The sequence below is a fragment of the Alkaliphilus serpentinus genome (assembly GCF_009017255.1).
Classification (GTDB): Bacteria; Bacillota; Clostridia; order Peptostreptococcales; family Natronincolaceae; genus Alkaliphilus_D; species Alkaliphilus_D serpentinus.
The window spans coordinates 33,562-51,673 of the sequence record NZ_WBZB01000040.1 but is presented as its reverse complement, the minus strand read 5'-3'; the positions used below and the strand labels follow the sequence as shown (position 1 = coordinate 51,673).

The following is an 18,112-nucleotide window of genomic DNA, read 5'->3' as shown; positions in this document are numbered from 1 at the left end:
AATAGTTAGATAACCATTGAACTTAATAAAAAACTGTTGTATAATACAATTAACGAATAAGTTAGAGACATATCTAACTAAAATAGTTTGAGGAGGTAATACAATGAATATAAAGGAAAGAAGAAATTTAATATTGACCCTAGCAGGTAAGGGGGTTTCTCAGGCGGGCAGTTATCTTTATAGCTTTGCCATTAGCTTTTATATACTTAGCATTACAGGATCGGCCCAAAGCTTTGCCTTAAGCCTTACCTTATCAATTTTACCCAGAATATTAATAAGCCCCTTCGCTGGCAATCTTGTAGATAGACTAAATAGAAAGGCCCTAGTAGTTATTGCAGATTTAGTCAGTGGTATCTTAATGGTTACTCTATTTATCTTAACCATCAACAGGGATCTGTCCTTAACCATGATTTACTTTGGATCAGTAATTCTATCTGTAATGTTTGTATTTCTTAATACATCCTTTGCAGCATCCTATGCAGCTATTGTCTCTAAGGAAAATATCATAAAAATCAATTCCTATCAGCAAACAATTGAAGCCTTTATACAATTTATGTCTCCAATAATAGGGGGAATCATCTACGCCATAATTGACATACGAATGTTTCTTTTAATAAATGGGATATCCTTTTTAATCTCCTCCTTTTCAGAGATATTCATTGATTTTAATCTCTTCTCTGAGTTGAAGGATGTAAAAAAAGAAAAGAAGGAATTTTTTAAGGATATGCAGGAAGGCTTCGCTTATCTAAAAAAGCAAAAGTTGTTTGTTGCCATTATGACCTATGCCTTTTTCATTAACTTTTTCTTGGCAGCCTTCTCAGTTATTATGCCCTTTAACTTATTAACAAAGTTGAAGTTATCCTCCAATAGCTACGGTTTTATAAATGCAGCCTTCCCTATAGGGATGATGATTATGTCCATGTATGTAGGTAAAAAACAATTAAAATTTTCGAGAAGTCTTTTTAGAAATACTATGGCTTTATTAGGCTTTGTTAAGCTTATATTTGCAATTCCAGTCCTTCCTGGTGTAAACTTAGGATATATGGTTATCCCATATTATGCAGTTGCTATGGCAATGCTAGCAGGAGTAGCAATTACAGTACAAATTCCTTTAGCGGTTTTATCACAAACAACAATAGATGAAGCCTATAGAGGTAGAGTAATGGGTACAATATCTCTGATAAGTATGGGAATTATACCTCTAGCCTATATCATTACTGGAATGATCATTGACTATATACCAACCTACATCATTTTTAGTGTTGTTGGAGCCATGCTAATAGCAATATCCTATGGAATTCATAGGAATGAAGTTATTGCACAATATGACCAACAATCTAATTTAGTAACCCCATAGGAGTGATTGAATGTTTTTATTAAAAAGAAACCCACTAATTAATTTTGCCTTAGCTGTTAAAAGACTATCCAATCTAAAGGAATATGAGAAGGATATTAAAAAAGAAAAATTTGAGATGGATCAAGAGGTTAAAAAAATAATAGAAGAGATCAATAATCAGCTTTCAGAGGTAGTAAGTAATGATTTAGAATACCTTGCTAAAAAATTTCATATTTATCAATTCATCATGTCCTATGCCTTTGATCATAACGAAATATCTGTTAGTAGATTTATTCTAATAATCCAAGGATTTTCTATGGAGGAGTTTAAGGAATTTTATCGTCAGGAAATGTTTAATGTTAAAGCAGATACAACCATTGAGGAAATAAAGGAAAAAATCTCGCAGCATCAGGATAATAACTCCATTTCTTTTCTTCCAACCTACAAGGATTTTTTAACCTTTGAAAAGGAAATCCACTTAATCGTCCCTAGGATTATTCAATGCCTAGAGGCAATTAGTGCCATCTATGAAGACCTTAATACAGAAATTAAGCTTTTAGAAGAAAAGTATGAGGAAGTATTTAAAGAGTATCTTAGTAATCAGGATTCCTTTGCCCAACAGCTTTATGTGATTGGAAAGGACACCTACGACTATACTAAGAAGGATGTAAATGTCTATATCAATATTTTTCTGGAAAACTTCGTTAGTTTTAGTATAGATTCCGATAAAAAGTACTTACACATGATTATAGGCATTGGCCTTCGGAGCAGGCTTATTGAGGATTCTCAATATCATCTAGAGTTTTTCAAGTGTCTAGCCGATCAAACCAAGCTGAATATCATTGAAATGATAGCCAGTGAAAGGGTTTGTGCAAGGGACATTGCTAAAAGGCTTAAGCTTACAAAAGCAACCATAAGTTATCATATCGGTAAATTGATGATGGTGGGTATCTTAAAGATTGATTTGCAGGAGGGAAAAAAGGCCTACTATCAGGTGCAGCAGGATATCATTCAAAAAGCCTTTGATGGCTATATGGAGAAATTGAAATAAAAACATAAAAAAAGCATCCCAGGATGCTTTTTCAGACAGTTGAAAAACTATCATATTCTTTGTTGCTGCAGAAACCTTGCACTTTCATTAACCCCTGAGAGACAGACCCTACCATATTACAGCCTTGCGTATTGTTGTATACGCTGCAACCGCTGGGTTTCCTTGCGAATAGAAGTCTTAACTATTCGTGGGGGTTGTTAAGGGGGTGCCCCCCTTATGATAATATAGGAGGGTACAGAGAAGCGTCCTAGGGAACGCATGGGTTCCCTGGAAGAATAAAAGTATTCTCCGGAAATTATATAGCTAATACTTTTATTCCGCCTCGACTCTAACAGCTTTTGAACAGTCTGGATGTGGTCGATTTTTTCAACAACCTCAAAAAGCATCCCAGGATGCTTTTTTTATTATTACTGTTCATTTCCATTACACTGTAGAGCCTTAAGGAGTTTCTTAACGGCTCTTTTTTCTATTCTAGATACATAGGATCTAGAGATTCCCAAAAGCTTTGCGATCTCCCTTTGGGTCATACAACCTCCACTACTAATTCCATATCGAAGCTCCAGCACAATTCTCTCCCGGGTTTTTAACACCGCGGTCATTTTTTTATAGAGCTTTTTAATCTGCATCTTTTTTTCTACCTCTTCCAACACCTTATCGGGTTCTGTACCAAGTAAATCTAATAGAGAAATTTCATTTCCCTCTTTATCAATACCAATTGGCTCCTGCAGTGACACCTCAGTTTTAAGCTTTTTGTTTGAGCGTATGGTCATCAATATTTCATTCTCAATACACCTTGCTGCATAGGTTGCTAACCTGGTTCCCTTATTACGATCGAAGGTGGTTATGCCCTTAATTAAACCAATAGTTCCAATGGATATAAGGTCGTCAGGATCGCAACCTATATTTCCATATTTCTTCACTATATGAGCAACCAATCGGAGGTTCCTTTCTACAAGCACATTTCTTGATTCCTCGTCCCCGCTTTCATACCTTTCAAGATACATGGCCTCCTCCTCAGGGCTTAAAGGTTGGGGAAAGGATGTGCTGCTGGAGATGTATGAAACTGTCAACATAAAGGGTTTGACTATAAATGGGATTACTCCCGTTAATACAGCCCACATTATTATTCATCTCCTTTCTAAAACCGAATAGTATGTCACTATAAATAATATGTTGAAAATAACGGTATTGTGCATGTACGTTAGAAATTCAACTTGTTCAGCCTTGTACTTTATTTATAGATTTAAGCATGTCGATAGATGGCAAATGATCAAGTGTCATTATTTGTGAAGGGATTTAAAAAGATAGGAGAAGGGGGAATATTCACTTATAGTTTGGTGATTTAGTGTATTAAATTAATAAAACCCGATATTTTAATCTTTATAGAGGATAGTATTACAAAAATTTAATAAATTTTATTGAGGAATGGCAATGGTCATACCAATGCTTCCCTTCTTTTAATCGCAAGGCATTAGAGTTAATGGAAATAAAAACCAAATTCCTATAATTTTTTTTAAATGAATAAATATTTTTAATATTAGAGGATTTTAGAATTATTCATAGACATGTTCCCATAAAATACTATAGGTGCTAATAAAGGGGAATTTATAGATAAAAAACCATATAAAGATTTAATAAACTAAAATAAATATATTTATACAATACAACTATATTTATGTATTAAACCAAATATTAACCTGGAAAGGAGAGACAAAATGGCAACATATTTTTTAAAACGGATTGTTTCAATGGTTGTAACAATCATATTAATTACCATTATTGCTTTTTCAATGATGCATACAATACCTGGAGGGCCCTTTACTAGAGAAAGGCCCGTTCCTCCTGAAATTTTGAGGGCATTAGAAGCTAAATACAATCTAGATGATCCATTACCAATTCAATATTTAAATTACATGAAGGGCTTAGTCACTTTTGATTTAGGTCCCTCTTACTCAAAGGTTGGTACCACTGTAAATGAATTAATCACATCAGGATTTCCATCGTCAGCTAAAATTGGTCTATTGGCAACACTGTTGATTGTGGGGTTAGGGGTACCGATAGGGGTTATTTCTGCATTGAAGCAAAATAGCAAGCTAGACTATTTTGTAATGATTATAGCAACTTTAGGGATCACTGTTCCTAACTTTGTTATAGGCACTGCAATTATTTATTTTTTCTCAGGGAAGCTGGGATGGTTACCTGGTTTTGGTTTAAATTCACCCTTGGCCTATATCGGACCTGTAATTGCTCTATCGGGTTATTCTCTTTCTTTTATTTCGAGACTAACTCGTTCAAGTATGCTGGAGGTTTTGAGACAGGACTATATTCGAACAGCCCGAGCAAATGGAATAAAGGAATTTTCTGTTATCGCCAGGCACGCAGTTAAAAATGGATTAATTCCAGTAGTAACCTACATAGGACCAATGATCGCAACGATCTTAACCGGCTCCTTTGTTGTGGAAAGGGTATTTGCTGTACCCGGCCTGGGACGCCATTTTGTTGAAAGTATTACAAATCGTGATTATACAACCATCATGGGGGTTACAGTATTTTATGCTGCCTTTTATATGATCATGGTACTATTGGTGGATATCGCATACGTGATTATTGACCCACGTATCAAGTTTGGGGAGGATAAATAGCTTATGTTGAAATCAAAAAATGAAGATAAATTTGTATTTACAGAAATTAACATAGTAGATTCTGAAACCACAAGACTAAGCTTAACCTATTGGCAGGATGCATGGAGAAGACTTAAGAAAAATAAATTATCTATGTTCGGAATTTTTATGATTTTCTTAATTATTTGCTTTGGGGTTATAGGACCATTTTTTACTTCCTATTCATACTCTGATCAAATTAACAAATATAAAAATTTACCACCATTTCTACAGCTCTATAAGCTTGACGATACCTACCTTTATCTATCTAAGGATTATAATATGTTTCAGGTTGCTGAAGACGGCCAATTAATCGATCGTTTAGAATTAGATAAAAAAAGAAGAGACGTTATCAATAAGATTTATTATTATAAGCTAGGTGAAGAGGACATTAAATTAGACTTTTCTTATAATACATTGCCTACTAAACAAGGTTATGATTATGATTTTACCATTGAGTATAAAGGCAAAACAGTAACCTCTGCTGAGGCATGGGATAAGAAGCTGAATAAAGAATTTCCCTTTGGTACGGATGAATTGGGTAGAGACCTTTTAACAAGGGTCATGTACGGTGCTAGAATTTCCCTTTTAATAGCCTTAATCGCAACAATCGTTGTACTATGTATAGGAGTAATATATGGAAGTATATCGGGCTACACCGGCGGTAGGGCTGATGAAATTATGATGAGACTAGTGGATATTATCAATTCGGTACCATTAGTGTTGTATGTAATCCTCCTAATGGTTTGGTTTAGAGATGGGGGCTTAAACAACATTATATTAGCACTAGGTTCTGTCTACTGGGTACAAATGGCGCGATTGGTTCGAGGCCAAATGCTAGCCTTAAAGGAACAGGAATATATTTTAGCAGCCAGAGTGATGGGGGTATCAAAGCTGAGAATTATTTTTAAGCATTTAATACCAAATGCAATGGGGCCCATTATTGTGTCAACAGCAATGATGATTCCCGCAGCCATCTTTACTGAAGCCTTTTTAGGATTTATAGGCTTAGGTGTTTCAGCTCCTCAAGCTTCATGGGGAACTTTAGCCAACAGTGCTTTACCAGGATTAACTTCATATCCTTATCAATTGTTTTTCCCTGCACTGGCTATCGCTATAACCATGCTGGCATTGAACTTTATTGGTGATGGGTTAAGGGATGCTTTAGATCCAAGATTAAGGAAAGGATAAGAGACAACATGGAAAATATTAAAAATAATATTTTAGAAATTAATAATTTGAAAACCTCCTTTTACACCCATGTGGGAGAAGTGCAAGCAGTAAGGGGAGTATCCTTTAAAATGGAGAAGGGTGAAATTCTAGGCATCGTTGGCGAGTCTGGAAGCGGAAAAAGCGTGACTGCTTTATCGGTTATGAAGCTTATTGATCATCCAGGAAAAATTAAAGATGGAGAAATCATTTTTAATAATCAAGATATCACAAATTACTCCCATAAGAAGATGTCTAATATGAGGGGAAATGAAATTGCTATGATCTTTCAAGATCCTATGACATCGCTAAACCCAGTTATTAGTGTGAAAAATCAAATGATAGAGGTAATCAGACGTCACCAGATGCTGAGTAAAAGAGAAGCCACAGAAACCGCCATAAAAATGCTTAACATGGTTGGAATCCCTGAGGCTGAAAAAAGGATCAATTCCTATCCCCATGAATTTTCAGGGGGGATGAGACAAAGGGTTATGATAGCCACTGCTTTATCCTGTAACCCTAAGCTTCTGATTGCTGATGAACCAACAACAGCTTTAGATGTAACGATTCAAGCGCAGATATTAGATATTATGAAGAATATTACCAATGAGTTGAATACATCAATTATTCTTATAACCCATGATTTAGGAGTAATCGCAGGTTTATGTACCAATATTATTGTAATGTATGGAGGTAAAATCATGGAGAAGGGATCAGTGGAGGATATATTCTATAACCCACAGCATCCATATACAAAGGGACTTCTAAAATCCGTTCCCAGAATGGACAGTGAAGAGAAGGGGAGATTGGTTCCTATTCAGGGGTCACCACCAGATCTCTTAAACCCTCCAGCTGGATGTCCTTTTTCAACTAGATGTCCCCATGTAATGAAGATCTGTTTAGATGAAGCAGTTCCCAATTTCAAAGTAGATAAATTCCATACCTCAGCTTGCTGGTTATTGCATGACGATGCCCCAACAGTTGAAGGCTACCAAAAAGGATGTGTTGAAATTGACTGATAATAAACCGTTATTACAAATAAAAGGATTAAAGAAATATTTCGATGTTAGTAAAAGCTTATTTAAGAGAAAGCGGTTATATTTAACAGCTGTTGATGACATATCCTTTGAGATAAAAAGAGGAGAAACCTTTGGATTAGTTGGAGAATCAGGGTGTGGAAAATCTACCTTAGGCCGAACGGTGATAAGACTATACAACCCTACTGGTGGAAATATTATCTTCGATGGGGATGACATTAGCAAAATTTCCCAAAGAGAAATGCTGAAATACAGAAAGAGAATTCAAATGATTTTTCAAGATCCCTATGCTTCTTTAAATACCAGAATGACTATTTCAGAGATAATTGGTGAGGGGATTGATACTCATAAGCTATTCAAAAGCAAAGAAAGACTAGATAGAATTAAGAGCTTATTAGAAACGGTAGGCCTCAAGCAGGAGCATGCAAGTAGATATCCCCATGAGTTCTCCGGAGGCCAAAGGCAAAGGATTGGTATTGCCAGGGCCTTGGCGGTAGAGCCAGAGTTGGTTATATGTGATGAGCCTATTTCCGCATTAGACGTTTCAATACAAGCACAGGTTGTAAATATGCTGGAGGATTTGCAGGATCATATGGGATTAACTTACCTCTTCATTGCCCACGATTTATCGATGGTTAAGCATATATCCGATAGAATAGGGGTTATGTACTTAGGAAAGCTTATGGAGGTTTGTGAAAGTAAAGAGCTTTATAAAAAGCCCTTGCACCCGTACACCCAAGCCTTATTATCTTCAATCCCGATACCTGATCCAAAACTCAATAGAGAAAATAAACGGATTATTCTACAAGGAGACGTTAAGAGCCCAATAGATCCACCAGAGGGCTGTAGATTCAACTCAAGATGCCGTTTCTGTATGGATGTATGTAAAGAGGTAACTCCTCAGTTAATCGAGGTGGAACCAGAGCATTATGTAGCTTGTCATTTAGTTAATAAGCCTTGAATATAATAATAATATTAGCTTTAGATTTAAACCGTTTTTTGCCGACATCGTCGGTCAAAATAGAAACATCTTTAAAAATAAAGGAGGAGAAAGAATGAAAAAAAGATTGTTAGCATTGATTTTGGTTCTGATCTTAGCATCTTCTATGGCTTTAATTGGCTGTAGTAAAACGGAAGATCCAACAGATGCACCACCAGCAGAAACACCTTCTGAAACTGAAGAAGAATCACCTGCTGAAGAAGAAGATAAAGATGATGGGTTATCTATTATGTACTGGAATATCGGTGCAGATCCTTTGACAATAGACCCAGTTCTTAATGGAGCCAGCGATGGTGGAGATGTTATTAATCAAACCTTTGAAGGACTTGTAAGGGAAAAAAGTGGTACTGTTTATCCTGGTATTGCTGAATCCTGGGAAGTTTCACCTGACGGTTTGACTGTAACCTTCTATTTAAGAGAATCAAAATGGTCTGATGGTTCACCTTTAACCGCCCATGATTTTGTATACTCTTGGAAGCGTGGTATGGACCCTGCTACAGCATCTGAGTATGCTTGGATATGGGAGTATACAAATGTAGTTGGATCAGCTGAAGCCGTAAACGGTGGCTCCCTTGATGATGTTGGAGTTAAAGCTTTAGATGATCATACCCTAGAGGTTAAGTTAAATACTCCTACCGATTATATTGTAAGTTTACTATCCTTCTATCACTTCCTACCTACTAAGCAATCTTCAGTAGAAGCCGGACCTGATGGAGCATGGGCTAAAGATCCTAAACTAGCAATTAGTAATGGACCATTTAAATTAACTTCCTACAAAATTGGTGAAGGATTATCTCTAGTTAAAAATGAGCATTATTGGAATGCTGATAATGTTAAGTTAGATGGTATTGAAGGTAAGTTTATTGATGAAACAGCAACTGGTTATCAAGCTTATCAAAGTGGAGAATTACACTTTATACCTCCTATATCAATTCCAGCAGCTGAAGTGCCTAGATTGATAGCAGAAGATCCAAACTTCTATGTATTCCCATTATTGGGTACCTATTACTATAACTTTAATTTAGATCTTGATATGTGGCAGGATGTTAGAGTAAGAAGAGCTTTAACCCTGGCTATCGATAGAGAACTAATCACAGAGACTTTGGCAGCTGGTCAGGTTCCAGCAGCAGGGTTTGTGCCTCCTGGATTCTTAGATGCTGATGGTAAGGACTTTTTTGAAACCTCAGGAAACTATGGAATTCCTACTGATAACAGTGGAGTTGAAGAAGCTAAGAAGCTATTGGCTGAAGCTGGATATCCTGATGGAAAGGGCTTCCCAGAGTTTACAATTATGTATAATACTAATGAAAACCATAAGCTAGTTGCTGAAATGATTCAAGAAATGTTCAAGACCAACCTTGGTTTAAATACTAAGCTTGAGAACCAAGAATGGGCAGTATTCCAAGATACAAGAAAAGCTGGAGATTATGAATTATCCCGTGGTGGATGGTTAACAGACTTTATGGATCCTATGGGACTATTAAGTATTTTCACAACTGAAAATGCCTATAATGATCCTAATTATAGTAATCCTAAGTACGATGAATTATTATCTAAGTCAGCATTAACAAGAGGCAAAGAACACTTTGACCTTCTTTATGAAGCCCAAGATATTCTTATGACAGAGCTTCCAATCATCCCTGTATATCACTACTCAGATATGATGATGGCTTCTCCTAAGCTTGTAGGCTGGGATCGAAGTGTATTGGGTACTGTAGACTTTAGTGGAGCAGAGCTATTAGACTAATTAAAAGGAGATAATAAAAAAAACACGAGGCCAGTGGTTAACCACTGGCCTCAGACTGTTGAAAAACTTCTTATAGAGCAATTTTCTTTTTGTGGCATATTAAGCTAATTACAGAGCTTTGCAAGGAAACAATATTCATGTATCGTTAATTTATTGTTTCATATTGGATATTATAGTATAATTCAACTACTATATAAAAATCGGAAGGAAGTTGTAACTAATGCAGAATGGAGAAATTAAAATATTTGCAGGGAGTAGCGGTAGACTTTTTGCAGAAAGAATGTGTAATTATATGGGTACCCAGCTAGGCATATCTCAAGTAATTACCTTTTCGGAAGGAAACACCTATGTTAAGGCCGGCGAAACTGTTAGAGATAAGGATGTTTATTTAGTACAGCCAATAGGCCTTAAACCCAATGATGAGTTTGTTGAAATACTATTTTGGATGGATGCCTTCAAAAGAGCAAGTGCAAACTCCGTTACAGCCATCATTCCATATTTCAGCTATGCTAAAGCTGATAAAAAGGATGAACCTAGGGTCTCAATTAGGGCAAGGGTTTGTGCTGAAAGTATAGAACTTGCAGGGGCTGACAGGGTTGTTACTATGGATTTACATAGTCCACAGGTACAAGGCTTTTTTAAGAAGCCGGTAGACCATCTATTTGCACTACCACTAATATGTGAGTATATTAAAAGTCTACAATTGGAGGATATAATTGTTGTATCTCCAGATGCAGGCTTCGCTAAACAAGCAAGAAAATATGCAGATTATTTAAAAACCTCTGTAGCCATTGGGGATAAAACCCGCAAAGAACATAATGAAAAGGCTGAAATCCTTGAAATTATTGGTGATGTAGCAGGCAAAAACACCATCATCGTGGATGATTTTAGTTTATCAGGAGGCACCTTAGTAGATTTGGCAAGGGCTTTAAAAGATAAGGGGGCTAAAAAAATCATTGCCTGCTTATCCCACAACCTTCTAAGTAAGGAGGGAATCGAAAAGATTGAGAATAGCCCAATAGAAGAATTAGTAGCAACAGACTCAGTTTATAACCCATTAATATCTACAAGCAATAAAATTAAAACTCTTTCAGTTGCACCTTTGTTTGCTGAAGCAATCATGAGAATTCATAGAAGAGAATCTGTAAGCCCATTATTTAACGTCTTACCCGATTCTGTTATAAAGGAGATTAAAGAGTAAGGTCCTTCAAAATAATAAAGTTATCTAGGATTTCAAAGAAAACAAGAAGGTATTATTGATAATGGGGGCTGACCATATTATGGTGCAAGAAGGAAGGTTTTGGGATTTCTTTAACAAGAAATAGATTAAAAAGGGGGATAATATGCAAATTCAAACCAATAGATTAATTATTAGAGATTTTGAAGTAGAGGATTGGCTTTGTGTACATAGATACGCCGTAAAGCCTGAAGTTATAAAATATATGGACTGGGGGCCAAATACCGAGGAAGAAACGAAGAATTATATAAAAATGGCAAGAGATATGGAAAAACAAGAAAATAGAAGAGACTTTGAATTTGCCATTATACTAAAGAAAAATCATACATTAATAGGTGGTTGTGGTATTCACCAAAGGGACACGAATTGTGAAATTGGTTACTGTCTGGACTCTGAGTATTGGAGGCAGGGTTACGCATCAGAGGCAGCTACAGCCCTTTTGGAATTAGGATTTAAATATCTAAAGGCCCACAGAATTTATGCATTTTGCAGACCTGAAAACACAGGTTCTGAAGCTGTTATGAAGAAGCTTGGAATGAAAAAGGAAGGGATTCTTAGGGAGAATATTTTTGTTAGGGGTAGCTTTAAGGATTCACTAGTGTATTCCATTTTAAGCCATGAATATGCACGATAATTATAAGGGAGGGCTAGAGATGGATGCATATAGTATTAGAATTGAGGGTGAGAGGGTTGGTGAGATTATTGATATGGTAGAGGGAGATTTTAAATTTCAGCCCTCAGCTAATGTTTACGTTTATTATAGCGAAAAGTACTATTTACGAAACGACTCCAACCTACTATCCAGCTTTATTATAAAGCTTCAAGGTGATAATATTTGTATAATTGATATCATTGCTGGTGGCGGTGGAACTGGATTATTTGGCTTTACATTGGGTGCTGAAACCTCTAGGGTTAATGAGGTGATTCGTTATTTTGAAGCCATATGTAAAGAAAAGGGATGGAGTATAGAAGCTGACCTAAAGAACCTTCGGGAGGAATGATGTTTATGCTTATTCCGATAGTGGGAATGATGAAATATTAGCCTAAAAAAAAACTCTTTCAGATTTTATAATTGAGGATAGCTCAATTTAAATAGGAAAGAATCTTTTTAATTTTTTAAGAATGATATTATTCTATTGGTTTTGCATACTGAAAGCCTTGAACTCTGCTATACCTTGGTACAACAATATTGTTATGTCGTTTAACATTAACCTGTAAATTTGTATAGAGCTTTATTTCTTCTTGAATTAAACCAAAGGGGATATTCATTGTAGCTTCCAACTCATCAGGATCGCCAATGGCAGCTATATTAATAGGTGGGGTTACAGGCACTCCATTAATTATTAAATTATCTACATTAGGTCGAATTTCTGTTGTAGCCAAATACCTTTGATCATTTATAGTTATTGCTTCAGCACCAGCAATATTTAAATCATTAATAATGCCTAGAAGGTATTTGTAGTAAACGACAATTGAGTCATCATAATAAAAGGAATCTTCAGCATCATCAGTTTCTACAGAAGGTTCTGAAATTGTAACCACTATGCCAGGTCCTTCAAGGGTTCTGGTGCCAGCAAAAATTTGATACTTAGACAATTCATTTTGTAAATTCTGTATAATATAGCTTTCTGCCATCTCGGATTCTTCAAGCTTTTTTATCTCACCCTCCAATTTTGAAATCTCTTCTTGTATAGCAGTTTTTTCTTCAGAGATTTCATTTAATTCCTTTAGTAGCTGTCTAGCTTTAGATACTGATAAAAGGTCTTCTCCTATTACCTTTCTAACATTTTGAAATTGTGCAGCTATAATAAAACCAAGCAAAAGTAACAGGAAACCTAAAATGATATTTTGTTTTATTTTCTTCATAGGTGATGCCTCCGAAAAAATATATAGGTTAATTAAAGTTTTCTTAGTATGTTTATAAATTTTCTACTACAAGTATGATTATAACATATTTAATAAATTATAAAAACTAGGAATAATGATGGATATAATAGGTTTTACAATTATTTAGGGACATTAAAATACTTATAAGCCAAAGTTGATTAAAAATATTATAAAGGATTTTATATTACTTTGTAGAATTATTAAATAAATTTATATAAGATGGGAGATTTGGCTATGATTCTTTCTGGTAAGGAAATTAAAAAAAGATTAGGTAAAGAAATATTTATAGAGCCCTATAGTGATGATCAATTGAATCCCAATAGCTATAATCTTAGGCTACATAATGAATTACTTGTCTACCAAGAGACAACTTTAGATATGAAAAAAGAAAACAAAGCTGAAAAGCTTATTATCCCAGCGGAAGGGTTATTGCTGGAGGCTGGAAAGCTCTATTTAGGGAGAACCCTTGAACATACTAGAACAGAAGGCTGTGTTCCAATGCTGGAGGGAAGATCTTCAATTGGCAGATTAGGACTATTTGTTCACGTTACTGCTGGATTCGGAGATGTAGGCTTTAACGGTTATTGGACCTTAGAAATATTCTGTGTTCATCCTATTAAGGTTTATCCAGGTGTGGAAATCTGTCAAATATTCTATCACACCATTGAAGGAGAATATGATAGGTATAAAAGTAACAAATATCAAAATAATATCGGTATACAGCCAAGCCTATTGTACAAGGATTTTGCAAAATAATCATAAAAAATAAACCTGAGCACCTATTGTTCAGGTTTTCCTAATAGAATAGAATGAAGATATAAGTAAAAGAAAAAGTCATATAAGGTTTTATTAGTCAATAGCCTGCAATACCTTCAAACATATGATAATTTTACGAACTATGCTATAATATGTGAGGATGGTTTAAATGAAAAAGGAATCTGGTCAAATAAAAATTAAGGTGTGTAGGAAGTGTAGAGCTCCGTTACATGAAAATTCCCTACATAATTATTGTGAAGCATGTTTTAGAAAGGTCGAAGAAACCTTTGATAAAATTAGAGATTATCTCAAAGAATATCCCGCATCAACCTCCTTTGAAATACAGCAAAGGCTTGGTATATCAATGCATATTATTAACAACTATATAAAGGATGGAAGGTTGATAGAGATACCCAATGAATTCTTAAATTTAGAATGCGCAAAATGTGGCTGTTTACTTCTTTCTGCCCATCATAAATTCTGTCCTCCTTGTGAAATAGAGATGATTAGGAGTTTAGACAAGGCTAAGGAAGATTTAGCTTCAAATAAAATCGACATAAAGGAAACTGGGAAGATGAGGTTTAGAACCTATAGATAAATCACATGATTAAATTTGGGTATAATATAGATATAGTAAAAAGAGGTGATATAAATGAAGCTATTAACTCCTGATTTATTTGTTGATTCAATATTTCAACTAAACCTTGATACGCTAAAGGAGAGAGGAATTAAGGGATTAATTATTGATATTGACAATACCCTTGTTGCCTGGGATATTAAGTTTGCCAGTGAAGATACAAAAAAGTGGCTATTAAAGCTTAAGGAGCAGGGCTTTGATGTTTGTTTGGTTTCTAATAATACAGAGGATAGGGTAGTAACCTTCAATGAAGAACTTAAGCTACCAGCCATCCATAGGGCTACTAAGCCTCGAAGGGGAGCTTTTAAAAAGGCCATGGGGCTAATGAAGTCTAATCTAAAGAATACCGCAGTCATTGGTGATCAAATTTTTACCGATGTCCTCGGTGGAAACAGAATGGGACTATTTACAATATTGGTGATTCCAATTGAGAGTAAAGAATTTTGGTGGACAACCCTTGTAAGAAAAGTGGAAAGACATGTCCTTAAGCGGGTGATTCCTAGCCATAGGGGAGATATCTAGTTGATAATTTCATTAGCAAACTAGCAAGTATACAAAAAACTTACAATTTAAAGGCTTTGACTATAATTGGTCAGGGCCTTTATTATTCGAGTTAATTAGAGGTTTAAACTGTTTTTTCTATATAATTTTCAACATATGTAAAATAAAATGAAGGAATTTGGCAAATTAAAGAGAATATTTTATATTAGTAAAAATAGGACTATATGCCTATAAATACTATAAATGAAGCCTAATGAGTTTATACGAATCTAGTAGTACCAATAAATTAAAACGGGGGATTTTTTATGGCAATAATTAGAAAAAGGTTAGGGGATATTTTGGTAGAATCCGGAATTATTACCCATGAAAGCCTGAAGAGAGCGTTAGAACTACAAAAATCTACCGGTAAGAAGCTGGGTGAAGTTTTAATTGAAAAGGGATTTATTGAAGAAAAAGCTATGATTGAGGTTTTAGAATTTCAATTAGGAATTCCTCATGTCGACCTAGAAAAGTACTATATAGACACAGAGGTTATTAAGTTGGTTGGAGAAAAGTTGGCAAGAAGACACCTGTTAATGCCCATAAAGATTTCAAGGGGTAAGCTGGTGGTAGCTATGTCAGATCCCCTTAATATTTTTGCCATAGATGATATCAAAATAGCCACAAAAATGGAGGTGGAGCCTGTAATAGCCTCCTCTACATCAATTGTGGCTGCCATTGAAAAATATTATGAAAAGCAAAGTGCAGAGAAGGCTATAGAAGAGTTTAAAGAGCAATATAACTTAGAGGATATCGAGAACATTGATGAAGAGGTATTAAGTGCTATAAAAAATGCTCCTGTTGTAAAACTGGTTAATTCTATCATCAAGCAAGGGATAAAATATAATGCCAGTGATATACATATAGAGCCCTTTGAAAGATTCATAAGGGTACGTTTTAGAATTGATGGTGATCTACAGGAGATTATGACACCCTCCATGTCTACTCATTCTGCCATAGTAACAAGAATAAAGATTATGGGAAAAATGGATATAGCTGAAAAACGAATTCCACAAGACGGTAGGGTAGAGATGTCGGTTGATGGAGTAGAGGTAGATTTAAGGATATCCATTCTACCAACTGTATTCGGTGAAAAAATTGTTATTAGACTTTTAAATAGGGGAAACTTTTTAGTGACAAAAACCCAATTGGGCTTTACAGATAATAATTTGGCTATATTTGATGGAATTATTAAAAATCCCAATGGAATCGTGCTAGTAACTGGACCAACTGGCAGTGGTAAAAGTACAACCCTATATACAGTATTAAGGGAGTTAAATAAAATTGAAAAAAACATCATAACCGTTGAAGATCCTGTGGAATACCAATTGGAGGGTATTTCACAGGTACAAGTAAATAACAAGGCAGGACTAACCTTTGCAAATGGATTAAAATCGATACTTAGACAAGACCCTGATATTATTATGATTGGTGAAATTAGGGATTCAGAAACCGCACAGATTGCTGTTAGGGCAGCAATAACCGGACATTTAGTACTAAGTACTATGCATACAAATGATACAGCATCAACGGTTGCTAGATTAATGGATATGGGTGTGGACTCATATCTCGTTTCTTCTTCGATGGTGGGGGTTGTTGCACAACGTTTGGTTAAAAGACTCTGTGAAGACTGTAAATCTCAGTATACCACTACAGAAAAGGAAATGAAGATCCTAAACCTAGAAAGAGGAACCAAGCTTTATACTGGTAAAGGCTGTAACACCTGCAACAATACTGGATACAAAGGTAGAATTGCTGTACATGAGGTAATGGCTATTTCAAAGGGGATAAGGGCTTTGATTGATAGAGGCGCTTCAATTGATGAGATTAGAGATGAAGCAGAAAAAAATGGAATGACAACATTAAAGGACAGCTGTAGAGAATTGGTTTTAAAGGGCGTTACCTCAATTGAGGAATTATTGAAGGTAGCCTACAGCTTAGATTAGGAGGACACAGATGGATATTACAGTTTTAATATCAAGGATTGTTGAAAGTAATGCCTCGGATTTACACATCACAGTTGGATATCCTCCAACAATGCGATTAAATGGTAAATTGATCACCATGACGGAGGGATTTTTAACACCAGAGGATACCAAATCCTTAGTTAAAGAAGTCATTAATGACCACCAATTTGAAGAGCTAGATGAAAGAGGAGAACTTGATTGTTCCTACAGCAGCCCTGGCTTGGGAAGATTTAGAGTCAATATTTTTAAGCAAAGGGGAAGCTACGGTTTGGCTTTAAGACAGGTACCATTAAATACTCCCTCTATGGAGACCTTGGGGATTCCTCCTGTGGTAAAGGAGCTGGCCAACAAACCAAGGGGCCTTATATTGGTAACTGGTCCCACCGGTAGCGGTAAATCCACTACTCTGGCTTCTATGATCGATTTAATCAATAGAGAAAAAAGCTATCATATACTAACTCTCGAAGATCCAATTGAATATATACATAAGCATAACAAAAGTATCGTAAATCAGAGGGAGATTGGTAATGATTCCAATAGCTTTTCCAATGCCTTAAGATCAGCTCTCAGACAAGATCCCGATGTGATTCTCGTGGGAGAAATGAGGGATTTAGAGACGATTTCCATTGCTATAACGGCGGCAGAAACCGGACATCTTGTTCTATCCACCCTTCACACCCTAGGAGCAGCTAAAACGATAGATCGAATAATTGATGTATTTCCACCCCATCAACAGCAGCAGATTAGAGTTCAGTTGGCTTCTGTTATTCAGGGAGTCATCTCTCAGCAACTCTTACCTCAAAAGGATGGAAGGGGCAGAGTAGCAGCCTTCGAAGTGATGGTTGCCAATCCTGCTGTAAAGAATTTAATTAGAGAGGGTAAAACCCATCAAATACAAAATAGCATTCAAACAGGATCAAAATATGGGATGCAATTGATGGACAGCTGCTTAATTAATCTTTTTAAAAAGGACCTTATTGACCAAGAAACCCTCCTTAGTCAGGGAGTAGATGTTGAATTTATTAATAGAATGATTTTACTTTAAAAT

Annotated in this window: 17 protein-coding genes; 15 read left to right on the top strand and 2 right to left on the bottom strand. The window is 35.6% G+C overall.

The window, feature by feature from the left end:
• Positions 1–103 precede the first annotated feature (103 nt).
• Entirely contained in the window at positions 104–1,357 is a 1,254-nt protein-coding gene (locus tag F8153_RS11500) for an MFS transporter (protein WP_151866503.1), read from the top strand.
• Positions 1,358–1,367: 10 nt separating this feature from the next.
• Positions 1,368–2,387 (top strand): ArsR/SmtB family transcription factor, encoded by a 1,020-nt coding sequence (locus F8153_RS11495; RefSeq protein ID WP_151866502.1) that lies wholly within the window; start codon positions 1,368–1,370, stop codon positions 2,385–2,387.
• Positions 2,388–2,794: 407 nt separating this feature from the next.
• Here F8153_RS11495 and sigK read toward each other — a convergent pair whose 3' ends face one another.
• The gene (gene sigK, locus F8153_RS11490; RefSeq protein WP_151866501.1) at positions 2,795–3,508 is read right to left on the bottom strand and encodes an RNA polymerase sporulation sigma factor SigK; all 714 of its coding nucleotides are present in this window, start codon (positions 3,506–3,508) and stop codon (positions 2,795–2,797) included.
• 594 nt (positions 3,509–4,102) lie between these two features.
• On the opposite strand from sigK, the gene F8153_RS11485 reads away from it, so the two are divergent.
• The 8 genes from F8153_RS11485 (at position 4,103) to F8153_RS11450 (ending at position 12,278) form a co-directional block, all read left to right on the top strand.
• The gene (locus tag F8153_RS11485; RefSeq protein WP_151866500.1) at positions 4,103–5,029 is read left to right on the top strand and encodes an ABC transporter permease; all 927 of its coding nucleotides are present in this window, start codon (positions 4,103–4,105) and stop codon (positions 5,027–5,029) included.
• 3 nt (positions 5,030–5,032) lie between these two features.
• Positions 5,033–6,238, top strand: coding sequence for an ABC transporter permease (locus F8153_RS11480; RefSeq protein ID WP_151866499.1), 1,206 nt, complete (start codon positions 5,033–5,035; stop codon positions 6,236–6,238).
• 8 nt (positions 6,239–6,246) lie between these two features.
• A complete protein-coding gene (locus tag F8153_RS11475) occupies positions 6,247–7,275 on the top strand; it encodes an ABC transporter ATP-binding protein (RefSeq protein WP_151866498.1) in 1,029 nt (342 codons plus the stop codon).
• Positions 7,226–8,254 (top strand): ABC transporter ATP-binding protein, encoded by a 1,029-nt coding sequence (locus F8153_RS11470; RefSeq protein WP_151866596.1) that lies wholly within the window; start codon positions 7,226–7,228, stop codon positions 8,252–8,254. The genes F8153_RS11475 and F8153_RS11470 overlap by 50 nt, the downstream gene beginning before the upstream one ends.
• A gap of 94 nt (positions 8,255–8,348) precedes the next feature.
• On the top strand, positions 8,349–10,040 hold the full coding sequence (locus F8153_RS11465) for a peptide ABC transporter substrate-binding protein (RefSeq protein ID WP_151866497.1): 1,692 nt from the start codon (positions 8,349–8,351) through the stop codon (positions 10,038–10,040).
• 220 nt (positions 10,041–10,260) lie between these two features.
• A complete protein-coding gene (locus tag F8153_RS11460; protein WP_151866496.1) occupies positions 10,261–11,241 on the top strand; it encodes a ribose-phosphate diphosphokinase in 981 nt (326 codons plus the stop codon).
• 142 nt (positions 11,242–11,383) lie between these two features.
• Positions 11,384–11,911, top strand: coding sequence for a GNAT family N-acetyltransferase (locus tag F8153_RS11455; RefSeq protein WP_151866495.1), 528 nt, complete (start codon positions 11,384–11,386; stop codon positions 11,909–11,911).
• Positions 11,912–11,930: 19 nt separating this feature from the next.
• Entirely contained in the window at positions 11,931–12,278 is a 348-nt protein-coding gene (locus tag F8153_RS11450) for a hypothetical protein (protein WP_151866494.1), read from the top strand.
• A 127-nt stretch (positions 12,279–12,405) separates the two neighbouring features.
• Here the strand turns inward: F8153_RS11450 and F8153_RS11445 are convergent, their stop codons facing one another.
• Positions 12,406–13,143 (bottom strand): DUF881 domain-containing protein, encoded by a 738-nt coding sequence (locus F8153_RS11445; RefSeq protein ID WP_151866493.1) that lies wholly within the window; start codon positions 13,141–13,143, stop codon positions 12,406–12,408.
• 255 nt (positions 13,144–13,398) lie between these two features.
• Between F8153_RS11445 and dcd the strand changes: the two genes are divergently transcribed.
• The 5 genes from dcd to F8153_RS11420 all read left to right on the top strand — a co-directional run bounded on the left by dcd (position 13,399) and on the right by F8153_RS11420 (position 18,109).
• On the top strand, positions 13,399–13,920 hold the full coding sequence (gene dcd / locus F8153_RS11440; protein WP_151866492.1) for a dCTP deaminase: 522 nt from the start codon (positions 13,399–13,401) through the stop codon (positions 13,918–13,920).
• Between the two features lie 169 nt (positions 13,921–14,089).
• Positions 14,090–14,518, top strand: coding sequence for a hypothetical protein (locus F8153_RS11435; protein WP_151866491.1), 429 nt, complete (start codon positions 14,090–14,092; stop codon positions 14,516–14,518).
• A gap of 54 nt (positions 14,519–14,572) precedes the next feature.
• Entirely contained in the window at positions 14,573–15,079 is a 507-nt protein-coding gene (locus F8153_RS11430) for a YqeG family HAD IIIA-type phosphatase (protein WP_151866490.1), read from the top strand.
• Positions 15,080–15,363: 284 nt separating this feature from the next.
• On the top strand, positions 15,364–17,043 hold the full coding sequence (locus F8153_RS11425; protein ID WP_207707729.1) for a GspE/PulE family protein: 1,680 nt from the start codon (positions 15,364–15,366) through the stop codon (positions 17,041–17,043).
• A gap of 10 nt (positions 17,044–17,053) precedes the next feature.
• Positions 17,054–18,109, top strand: coding sequence for a type IV pilus twitching motility protein PilT (locus F8153_RS11420; protein WP_151866489.1), 1,056 nt, complete (start codon positions 17,054–17,056; stop codon positions 18,107–18,109).
• The last annotated feature ends 3 nt before the right edge of the window (positions 18,110–18,112 follow it).